9 protein-coding genes are annotated in these 10136 nt (G+C 62.8%); 1 reads left to right on the top strand and 8 read right to left on the bottom strand.

Features of this window, described 5'->3' with window-relative positions; translation table 11 throughout:
* Positions 1–107: 107 nt before the first annotated feature.
* From M727_RS0104865 to M727_RS0104855, 3 genes are all read right to left on the bottom strand, one after another.
* Complete coding sequence (locus tag M727_RS0104865) at positions 108–968, bottom strand: NlpC/P60 family protein (RefSeq protein WP_027151719.1); 861 nt, start codon at positions 966–968, stop codon at positions 108–110.
* 89 nt (positions 969–1057) lie between these two features.
* Complete coding sequence (locus tag M727_RS0104860; protein WP_027151718.1) at positions 1058–1408, bottom strand: MarR family winged helix-turn-helix transcriptional regulator; 351 nt, start codon at positions 1406–1408, stop codon at positions 1058–1060.
* Between the two features lie 66 nt (positions 1409–1474).
* The gene (locus tag M727_RS0104855; protein ID WP_027151717.1) at positions 1475–2839 is read right to left on the bottom strand and encodes a leucyl aminopeptidase family protein; all 1365 of its coding nucleotides are present in this window, start codon (positions 2837–2839) and stop codon (positions 1475–1477) included.
* A 122-nt stretch (positions 2840–2961) separates the two neighbouring features.
* On the opposite strand from M727_RS0104855, the gene M727_RS0104850 reads away from it, so the two are divergent.
* The gene (locus M727_RS0104850) at positions 2962–3783 is read left to right on the top strand and encodes a tetratricopeptide repeat protein (protein ID WP_027151716.1); all 822 of its coding nucleotides are present in this window, start codon (positions 2962–2964) and stop codon (positions 3781–3783) included.
* Positions 3784–4455: 672 nt separating this feature from the next.
* On the opposite strand, the gene M727_RS0104840 is transcribed toward M727_RS0104850, so the two are convergent.
* The 5 genes from M727_RS0104840 to M727_RS0104820 are packed head-to-tail and all read right to left on the bottom strand — an operon-like array spanning position 4456 to position 10133.
* Positions 4456–5472, bottom strand: a complete 1017-nt coding sequence (locus M727_RS0104840; protein ID WP_027151714.1) for a type II secretion system F family protein — start codon at positions 5470–5472, stop codon at positions 4456–4458.
* 12 nt (positions 5473–5484) lie between these two features.
* On the bottom strand, positions 5485–6498 hold the full coding sequence (locus M727_RS0104835; RefSeq protein WP_027151713.1) for a type II secretion system F family protein: 1014 nt from the start codon (positions 6496–6498) through the stop codon (positions 5485–5487).
* A 29-nt stretch (positions 6499–6527) separates the two neighbouring features.
* On the bottom strand, positions 6528–8042 hold the full coding sequence (locus M727_RS0104830; protein ID WP_027151712.1) for a CpaF family protein: 1515 nt from the start codon (positions 8040–8042) through the stop codon (positions 6528–6530).
* Positions 8043–8071: 29 nt separating this feature from the next.
* Entirely contained in the window at positions 8072–9355 is a 1284-nt protein-coding gene (locus tag M727_RS0104825; RefSeq protein WP_023802149.1) for a CpaE family protein, read from the bottom strand.
* 49 nt (positions 9356–9404) lie between these two features.
* A complete protein-coding gene (locus M727_RS0104820) occupies positions 9405–10133 on the bottom strand; it encodes a CpaD family pilus assembly protein (RefSeq protein WP_027151711.1) in 729 nt (242 codons plus the stop codon).
* Between the last annotated feature and the right edge of the window lie 3 nt (positions 10134–10136).

Raw genomic sequence — 10136 nt, 5'->3', positions numbered from 1 at the left:
ATGAGGGGTGCTGGAAGAAATGAGGCGTTGGCGTTCCCTGGAACACCCCTCATCCGGCCGCTTCGCGGCCACCTTCTCCCACAAGGGGAGAAGGATGAGCGCTTACATTAAGGCCGCCTAAACCCTGTCGGACCGCCATAGAGATAGCCGATGCGGGCGAGGGCTTGCCTGAACCCTTCACGCGAGACCAGCATGGTGTGGCCGTTGGCGTGGATCATCGTTTCCGGGTCGGTCATGACAGCGACATGGCCTTTCCAGAACACCAGGTCGCCGCGCCGCAACCCGGCAAGATCCGGACCCGGGTCGAGCGACTCGCCAATGGTCGCCGCCTGCATGTCGGAATCGCGCAGCACTTGCCTGCCGGTCATGTGCATCGCCAGTTGCACGAGGCCGGAGCAATCGATGCCGAAGCCGGAGGCGCCGCCCCACAGATAGGGGGTGCCGAGAAAAGTCTCCGCGACCGCGACATAGTCGGCAGCCGGCTCTCCTAGAGGCCTGAGATGGCCTGAGATGACTGCCTCGCCGGACGGCAGCAACGCATAATGGGTGCCGCGCGTTTCTGCCGCGCCGGTCACCGTCAGCGCCGATCCCATCGACAGTTGCCCGCTCAGCGGAAGCCGCAAATCAGGTCCCGGATAGAGGAAGGTACGCGGCACCGAGACGACATGGGTGGGCGCATGGTCCCGTCCGCCCAGCACGGTGTCGGCGACATAGCCGACATAGCCGTCGCGCTCCGACTGGATCCAGGCCCAGCCCTCGGCATCTTCGAAGACGAGGACGTCGTCACCGAACAGAAGCTGCGTGTTGACGCCGGCATCCGGCCGCGGCGCCTTGCGGATGTCGGCCACTGCGGCTGAAACCCGCGCTGGCCGCCCGGCGACGAAGCGATCGGCGGCGACCTCGCCTTTCAGCCTGATATCGGCGAGATCGGAACGGAAGGCGTGAAGGCGGGCATCCCTGGCGGTCAAATCGGCAACTCGGCTCTGGCTTGGTGTTGGAGCATGGTCCCGAAAACTGTGCTGCTTTGCTTCGCTGACCTGCGGTTCGGAATCCTGCTCTAGATCGGCAATTCCTGGGCTCTGGCAATGATAACATCGCCGAAGCGCTCGACAAAGAGAGCACCTTCTACGGTTCGCTTGACCAGCACGTTGCGCTTGTCGAGCTCATCGCGATGGCGCGAAACCAGCTTCATTGCGCCCATCGTGTCGAGCGCCCGGGTGATCACCGGCTTGGTGACATTGAGCCGCGCGGCGAGGCCGCGCACTGTATGCGGCGGTGGATCGAGATAGATCGTGAAGAGGATCGCCGTCTGGCGCATGGTGAGGTCCGGCGCATCGTCGCGCACCTGGTGCAGCATCACCTGCTGCCACAGTCGCAAGGCCTGACTCGGGCGCATCGAAATCGACATCCGGCCAGAATGACGGCAAATTGTTTCGGTTCCGTTTCAGTCACGAGAATGTCCTGCACCGCGGCGTCAAGCGTAGCGTTTCGAGATGATCCTTTCCAGCGCGCGGATGCCTTGCGCCTCGCCGCCGGTGAGACCGTACGGACGATCGGACGGGTTCCAGGCGAAGATGTCGAAATGCGCCCAGGCGGCGGTCTTCTCGACGAAGCGCTTCAGGAAAAGCGCCGCGGTGATCGAGCCGGCGAAACTGTCTGACGTGACATTGTTGATGTCGGCGATCTTCGACGACAGCTTTGCGGCATAGGGTTTCCACAGCGGCATGCGCCACAGGGGATCCTCGACTGCGACGGAGGCCGCAGCCAGGTCCGACGCCAGCGCTTCATCGCCGGTGTAGAACGGCGGCAGATCGGGACCAAGCGCGACGCGAGCAGCCCCGGTCAAGGTCGCCATGTCGATCAGCAGGTGCGGCTCGTCGTCGTCTGCCAGAGCCAAGGCGTCCGCCAGCACCAGCCGTCCCTCGGCGTCGGTGTTGCCGATCTCGACGGTGATGCCCTTGCGGCTCACCAGCACGTCGCCGGGCCGGAAGGCGTTGCCGGCAATCGAATTTTCGACCGCCGGGATCAGCACACGCAGCCGGAGCTTCAGCCCGGCGGCCATGATCATCGAGGCGAGGCCCAATACGTTGGCAGCGCCACCCATGTCCTTCTTCATCAAAAGCATGCCCGAGGACGGCTTGATGTCGAGACCACCGGTGTCGAAGCAGACGCCCTTGCCGACCAGCGTCACCTTCGGGGCGTTCTCCGGTCCCCAGATCATGTCGATCAGCCGCGGTGCGCCGACGGAAGCGCGGCCGACCGCATGGATCATCGGGAAATTCTTCTTGAGCAGGTCGTCGCCCCTGGTCACCGACACTTCGGCGTCGTACGTCCCGGCCAGCGTCCGAACTGCCTTCTCCATCTCGTCAGGTCCCATGTCGCTGGTCGGCGTGTTGACCAGATCGCGCGTCAGGAAAACGCCCTCGGCGATGCGGCGAACGTAAGCTCCTTCAGCGCCGGGCGGCAGCGAAAAACGCAGCGTCCTGCCAGGCTTTTTGCCGTAGCGGGTGAAGACATAGCCGCCGAGCGCCAAGGCGATGGCCGCGATTTCCGGCTCGGCCAGTGTGGAGGCGAAATGCCAGTCGCCTGCGGGCAAGGCTCTCGCCAGCGCGCCGATGGCAAGCGCGCCTTCGCCGTCGCCCGTGCCGAACAGGGCGCCGGCAAGCGCGCCGTTTTCGTCGGGCAGGATCAGCGTCCGGCCGGCCTGACCGGAAAAGCCGTTGGCCCTGGCCCAGGCGAGCGAGGAGGAGGCAAGCCCTGCCGCATCCAGTCCACCCTTCGCCACCAGATGAACCGGCAGCGTGGTCTTCAGTTCTCTCTCGATGAGTTCGACTGGCATTCGACGGTCTCCGGCTTCCGAGTCGGCGCTTTTTAACGATCCGTTAGGGTTAACAGAATATTTCTGCGGGAGGGAAGATGGCCACGTAAAAGCCAATTTGACGAATGGAGGCCCTGGTGCAGATGCCGACCAACCGCATGACCAACGCCACGGCCAGGCGGCTGATCACCACGGCGTTCATAATAGCGCTCGCGGCCAGCGTTGCAGGCTGCGGGACCAGCAAGCTGACGACCGGCTCGATCGGACGCCCCAGCGGCAAACCCTTGGAAACCATGTCGGCCGGCGAGTTGCACAAGGCGACGATCGCGCTGGGTCAGTCCTACGCCAAGAACCCCAACGACAAGCGGATCGCGACGAATTATGCCGCGGCGCTGCAAATGGATGGCGACGCCGACCAGTCGCTCGCCGTGATGCGCAAACTGGCGATCGTCCTGCCGAAAGACCGCGACGTGCTCGCCGCCTATGGCAAGGCACTTGCCGCCAACGGGCAGTTCGAGCCGGCGCTCGACGCGGTGCGCCGCGCGCAGACACCGGAATATCCCGACTGGAAGCTGGTGTCGGCGGAAGCCGCTATTCTCGACCAGCTTGGCCAGAGAGACGGGGCGCGCCAGAATTACCGCAAGGCGCTTGACCTCAAGCCGAACGAACCTTCGATCCTTTCCAATCTCGGCATGTCCTATGTGCTGGAAGGTGATCTGCGCACGGCCGAAACCTATATGCGCTCGGCCGCCCAGCAGCCGAATGCCGACAGCCGCGTCCGCCAGAACCTGGCGCTGGTCGTCGGCCTGCAGGGCCGCTTCGACGAGGCCGAGAAGATCGCCTCGCAGGAGCTGTCGCCCGAACAGGCGCAGGCGAACGTGACTTACCTTCGCCAGATGCTCGCCCAGCAGAACGCCTGGAGCCAGCTCAAGGACCAGGACAAGACAAAGCCCGCCACCAACTGACCGCGGCTCGGCGGCCGAGGTCATGTAGGCATAGCCGGTCATAGGGGAAGGGTAACGAGCACCGTTGCGGATGCAAGTGCCGTTCTGGGCTGTAGCGTTGTTCGGCTGGCGTAACGGCATGGATCCTAGGGTCTGCGCCGCGTCGCTTCGCTCCTTGCTCCGCCCTAGGATGACGAAGTGGAGGGATGCTTCGGCTAATCCTAGAGGTTTGCGATTGCCACTGAGATTCGCTGTTGAAAGGGGCTGTTGACCTTCGCTGCCGGCCGGTCGGCTGCCAAATCTCCAACGCTGGCGATTGGCATAGGCCACCACGCCTTCGTCATCCTAGGGCGAAGCAAGGAGCGAAGCGACGCGGCGAAGACCCTAGTATCCATGCCGTTACGCCAGCCGAAGAATGCAGCGGACCAGAATAAAAGCGCTTTGTAGCGATCCTTCGCGCCCCCCTCTGTCCTGCCGGACATCTCCCCCACAAGGAGGGAGATTGGCCGTCATCTCCGCTTTCGCCAATCACTACCGCCGAAGAAGGGAGCCGTCGCCGAAGCTGCCGATCTCCCCCCAAGTGGGGGAGATGTCCGGCAGGACAGAGGGGGGCGCTGTCCCTCGGCGATCAAAGGGTCTGCGCCGCGTCGCTTCGCTCCTTGCTCCGCCCTGGGATGACGAAAGCATTGTCGCCTATTGGCTGCTCGATGTCGGCTGGTCGCCGAAAATGCCGCGCTCGCTGACCTGGATGCCGGCAGGACCCAGAATGATGGCGAACAGCACCGGCAGGAAGAACAGGATCATTGGCACGGTGAGCTTCGGCGGCAAGGCCGCGGCCTTCTTCTCGGCCGCGTTCATGCGCATGTCGCGGCTTTCGCCGGCAAGCACGCGCAGTGCGTGCGCCACCGGCGTGCCGTAGCGCTCGGCCTGGACCAGCGCCTGCGACACCGACTTGACCGATTCCAGGCCGGTGCGGCTTGCTAGGTTCTCGTAGGCCTGCTTGCGCTCCTGCAAGTAGGAAAGCTCGGCATTGGTCAGGATGAACTCTTCGGCAAGCGCCACCGACTGCGCGCCGATCTCGTCGGCGACCTTATGAAACGCCGCCTCCACCGACATGCCGGATTCGACGCAGATAAGCATCAGGTCGAGCGCGTCCGGCCACGCCATCTGGATCGACTGCTTGCGCTTGGTGGCGCGGTTGTTGACATAGAGCACCGGCGCGTAAAAACCGGCATAGGCGACGACGATACAGACGAACAACTTGATGAGAGGCGGCTGCTCCGGCAACCCGCCGAGCACGAACAGATAGATCGCAGCCAGGGCAAAGCCGACAAAGGGCAGGATCAGACGGAAGAAAAGGAAACGCGTCAACGGATTCTGCCCGCGGAAGCCAGCCACCTTGAGTTTCTGCAAGGTGCCTTCATCGGCCAAGGCGCGCCTGAGGTCCAGCCGGTCGACAATATTGCGCATGCCGATCGACTGTTGCTCGCGCAGGCCCTTGCGGCGGCGATCGGCATCGAGGGCAAGCCGCGCACGCTGCTTGGCGCGCAGTTCGTCGCGCTCCAGCGCCACCGATTTCATGCGCGCCTTGAGCTGGTTTCCGCCAAAGGCAGGCAGCAGCGTGAACACGGTGGCAAACACCGCAATGCCGACCAGCAGGGCAATCAGAAATGCCGGATCGGTAAGGGTTTTGACGACGTTCTCGGTCATGCGCTCGAAATCCTAAACCTCGAAGTTCATCATCTTGCGCATCACCAGGATGCCGATCGACATCCAGACCGCGGAGCAGCCGAGGATCAGATTGCCGACGCTGGTGGTGAACAATGGCATGATGTAGTTCGGGCTTGTCAGGTAGACGAGACAGGCGACGACGAAAGGCAAGGCGCCGATGATCACCGCGGACGCCTTCGCTTCCATGGACAGCGCCTGGACCTTGGCCTTCATCTTCTTGCGGTCGCGAAGCACCCGCGAAAGATTGCCCAGAGCCTCGGAAAGATTGCCGCCGGCCTGGGACTGGATCTGGATGACGATGCCGAAGAAGCTCGCCTCGGTGCACGGCATCGTCTCGGCCATGCGCATGCTGGCGTCGGGGATCGACAGGCCCATCTGCTGCGAATCGATGATGCGGCGGAACTCGGTCTTGACCGGTTCGGGGGATTCATTGGCGATCAGGCGGACGGCGTCGTTCAGCGGCAGGCCGGATTTGACCGCACGCACGATGATGTCGAGCGCGTTCGGAAATTCGTTGAGGAACGCCTTGACCCGGCGGGCGCGGCTAAACGAAACGAACCAGCGTGGCAGGCCGAGGCCACCGACCAGCAGCGCACCCGGCAAGACAAACAACGGCGCACCGGCGAAAAAGGCAAGAAACGTCAGGACGACGCCGCAAACCGTCGAGTAGAGATAGAAGCGCTCGAGCGAGACCTTCATGCCCGCCTGACGGATCTGGGCCTTCAGAGGCGGCTTTTTGACGAGGCTCTGGCTGGTTTTGTGCTTCTGTTCGAGGTCCTTCAGTGAATCCTGAACCGATTTGCGCCGCTTGGCCGCTTCCGCCACGCGATCGCGCGAAGCCTTGACGACGGCACCATCCGTCTCTGCGGTCTTGATCGTTTCAAGCCGTCTGCCGACCTGCTTTTCGGTGCTGATCCGGTTGAACAGAAAAGCATAGGCGACCGCGCCGGCGCTGAAGCCGGCGAGCACGATAAATGCCAACACGGTGCCGTCAATTCCAAACATCGGCCCTGGCCCCCACGCCTCCAAATGCATCAGTCAGCGCGTTTCTCCATCGCCTCGAGCGCATTGGCGAGGCGCTGTTCCTCGCCATAGTAGCGGGCGCGCTCCCAGAAATGCGGACGACCGATGCCTGTCGAAACGTGCTCGCCCAGCAGCCTGCCGTTCGCGTCCTCGCCTTTGATGTTGTAGAGAACGATGTCCTGCGTGATGATGACGTCGCCCTCCATTCCGATCACCTCGGTGATGTGGGTGATGCGCCGCGATCCGTCGCGCAGGCGTGCGGCCTGGATGATCACGTCGACGGAACCGACCACGATTTCACGCACGGTTTTCTGCGGCAGCGTGTAACCGCCCATCGCGATCATCGATTCGATGCGGTTCAGGCATTCGCGCGGGCTGTTCGAGTGGATCGTGCCCATCGAGCCGTCATGGCCGGTGTTCATCGCCTGCAGAAGATCGAACACTTCAGGTCCGCGCACTTCGCCGACGATGATGCGCTCGGGCCGCATGCGCAGGCAGTTCTTGACAAGATCGCGCATGGTCACCTCGCCCTCGCCCTCGAGGTTGGGCGGGCGGGTTTCCAGACGCACGACATGCGGCTGCTGCAGTTGCAGCTCGGCCGAGTCCTCGCAGGTGATGACGCGCTCATCGCGGTCGATATAGTTGGTCAGGCAATTGAGCAGCGTCGTCTTGCCCGAACCGGTACCGCCTGAAATGACGATGTTGCAGCGGACGCGGCCAATGATCTTGAGAATCTCGGCGCCGGGCGGCGAAATGGCGCCGAACTTGACCAGCTGGTCGAGTGTCAGCTTGTCCTTCTTGAACTTGCGGATGGTGAGAGCGGCGCCGTCGATGGCGAGCGGCGGCGCGATGACGTTGACGCGGGAGCCGTCGGGAAGGCGCGCGTCGCAGATCGGGCTCGATTCATCGACGCGGCGGCCAACCTGGCTGACGATGCGCTGACAGATGTTGAGGAGCTGCTGATTGTCGCGGAAACGGATGCCGGTCTGCTCGACCTTGCCGTTGACCTCGATATAGACGTCCTTGGAGCCGTTGACCATGATGTCGGCGATGTCGTCGCGAGCGAGCAACGGCTCCAGTGGCCCGTAACCGAGCACGTCATTGCAGATGTCCTCGAGCAGTTCTTCCTGCTCGGCGATCGACATCGCGAAATTCTTGATCGCGATGATGTCGTTGACGATGTCGCGGATTTCCTCGCGCGCGCTTTCGGGATCGAGCTTGGCGAGCTGCGACAGGTCGATAGTGTCGATGAGCGCGGCAAAGACCTGGCTCTTGGTGTCGTAATAGGTTTCGCTCTTCTGGCGCTGGAGCTTTTTCGGCTCAGGGGTCAATGGCGGCGCCTCGACAGCACGGCGTGCGGGCGGCGGCGCAGCAGACGCGCCAGGCGTGCCAGATGGCGGCGGTGCGGGCTTGGCAAGAACCGCCGTTTCCGCAGGGTTTGCCGCCGGCGCGGCAGGCGCAGGTGCCGGCTGACGGAATTCCGGGGTGAACCGGCTGCCGTCGTCGCTGCCTCTTTTACCAAACATGATCGATTACCAATTCCGCTCCGGAAGCATCACTTCTTGCCGCGCGAGAGCTTGCCAAGGAGATTGCCGAGGCCCGCTTTCTTTCTTGCCTTGATTTCGCTGCGCCCGGTCAGCACATGCGCAATCTCGTTGATAATGCCGACAACCGGGTTCCTGGCATCCATTTCGCCGAGCATGCGCCCGTTGTTGGCGGCGTTTCCGAACAGCAGCGGCTCGAAAGCAATGACCGACATCGGCGACAGGCCGAGCGAGTCGGCGAAGTCGGACGACGAAATCTCCGGGCGCTTCGGCACGCCGGCCTGATTGATGATCAGCTTCGGCGGCGGATCGTTCGGGCGAAGCCGCTTGAACATGTCGGCCAGATTCTTGGTGTTGCGCAAATTGGCCAGCTCCGGCGTCGCCGTGATCACGATCTCGTCGGCTTTGACCAGTATGTTCTTGGTCCAGCCCGTCCAGATGTGCGGAACATCGAGCACCAGCAGCGGCACGCTGCGCTGCGCCGTGTCGATAAGCTGGGTGAAAGCGTCTGGATCGAAATCGTAGACCCGATCGAGCGTTGAAGGCGCTGCAAGCAGCGACAGGTGCTCGGCGCACTGGGCAAGCAGCCGATCGAGATAGACCTCGTCGAGGCGCTCCGGTGAGAAAACGGCTTCGGCAATGCCTTGCGCCGGATCCTGATCGAAATTGATGTTGGCCGTTCCGAAAGCCAGGTCGAGATCGGCGACAACCACTTCGGACTTGAACAGCGACGACATCGCCCAGGCCACATTATGGGCAATGGTCGAGGAGCCGACGCCACCCTTGGCGCCGATGAAGGCGATCGAGCGGCCGATCGGCTCGGCTTCCGGATCAACGAAAATCGTCGATATCACGCTGACGATATCGGCCATCGATACCGGCGCGATGACATATTCGGAAATGCCGGAGCGGATGAGCTCGCGATAGAGCCCGACATCATTGTAGTGGCCGATGACCACGACCTTCGAGGTCGGATCGCAATATTCGGAGAGCTGCGTCAGCTGCTCGAGCAATTGTTTCGGCTCGCTGCGCGATTCCAGCAGGATCAGGTTCGGTGTCGGCGCCGATTGGTAGAATTCGATGGCGGTGGCGACGCCGCCCATATGGACCTTCAGATGGGCCTTCGCCATGCGGCGATCCTCGCCGGCGCGCTCGACCGGATTGGCAACGCCGTCGGTCTCGCAAAATGCCTGGATCGAGATGCGCGGAATCGGCCGCAACGCCTGCATGGCGGCGATGTCCTGCTGCGAGGTGTCGCCGCCATCTATCCCCGTGTCGTAGGCAAGGTTGCTCATCGTCATTTCTTTCCGTGACTTGTCTTCTTGTGACTTGGGCGGCTCGAGCTCAATAATCGACTTCCGAATTGCCGAGGAATTCGTCCGAAATGCCTCGCTGGCGGTAGACGTCGACTACCGCACCGCGATTTTCCGCGTCGATATCGGATTGCTTGCGCGGCCCGAGCAGATCGGTCGGATTTGCGATCTGGGCGGCAAGATTGTTCTGATACGAGCAGCCGAAATCGGCATAGTGCTTGTTTTCCGAGGTCTGCATCAAGTCTTCGGGCCAGCGTCCGCATCTGTCGGTCTGCGCCTTCACCAAGACATAGGCGACGCGGATCGGCGCGGATGCTTCGGCCGAAACCGACTGGTAGGTGGTGATGACGATCCGGTTGCGGCTGATGCCGCTGGCAATCGCAAGCCTGGCGAAATCGCGACCGGCCGCGGTCGCGGCGATCTCGTTGGCCGAACCGCTCGGGATCGAGATCGTCAGGGTCGGAGCGGCGCTCTTGTCATAGCCATCCAGGAAGCCGAGAAGCGTGTCGCGCTGCGACCCGGTCATGCCGCGATCGCCGGCGCCGACCGGAAGGTCGATCTTCTGGTTTTTCTCCGCAATGACGATCGGATGGTTGGTGCGATAGTCGTCCGGAACAGCGCCGACCGTGATGCTGTCCCGGTTGGCGCAGCCCGCCAGCAATGCGGCGACCGCAACCGCCAGGACCGGCAGGCAGATCCGCGAACGGCCGGACCGCATCGCTGCGGTGATCGTCCTTGGCTTCAACGCTGACTGAGACATGTC

The organism is Mesorhizobium sp. WSM2561 (assembly GCF_000513915.1).
Lineage (GTDB): Bacteria > Pseudomonadota > Alphaproteobacteria > Rhizobiales > Rhizobiaceae > Mesorhizobium > Mesorhizobium muleiense.
Note: the sequence above shows the minus strand (reverse complement) of the source record. Positions and strands in the feature narration are given on the sequence as shown.

Bases quoted from the DNA above. Each gene is read 5' to 3' on its own strand.
- M727_RS0104820 (WP_027151711.1), bottom strand. From the start codon at position 10,133: ATGTCTCAGTCAGCGTTGAAGCCAAGGACGATCACCGCAGCGATGCGG.
- M727_RS0104830 (WP_027151712.1), bottom strand. From the start codon at position 8,042: ATGTTTGGTAAAAGAGGCAGCGACGACGGCAGCCGGTTCACCCCGGAA.
- M727_RS0104840 (WP_027151714.1), bottom strand. From the start codon at position 5,472: ATGACCGAGAACGTCGTCAAAACCCTTACCGATCCGGCATTTCTGATT.
- M727_RS0104825 (WP_023802149.1), bottom strand. From the start codon at position 9,355: ATGAGCAACCTTGCCTACGACACGGGGATAGATGGCGGCGACACCTCG.
- M727_RS0104835 (WP_027151713.1), bottom strand. From the start codon at position 6,498: ATGTTTGGAATTGACGGCACCGTGTTGGCATTTATCGTGCTCGCCGGC.
- M727_RS0104850 (WP_027151716.1), top strand. From the start codon at position 2,962: ATGCCGACCAACCGCATGACCAACGCCACGGCCAGGCGGCTGATCACC.
- M727_RS0104855 (WP_027151717.1), bottom strand. From the start codon at position 2,839: ATGCCAGTCGAACTCATCGAGAGAGAACTGAAGACCACGCTGCCGGTT.
- M727_RS0104860 (WP_027151718.1), bottom strand. From the start codon at position 1,408: ATGTCGATTTCGATGCGCCCGAGTCAGGCCTTGCGACTGTGGCAGCAG.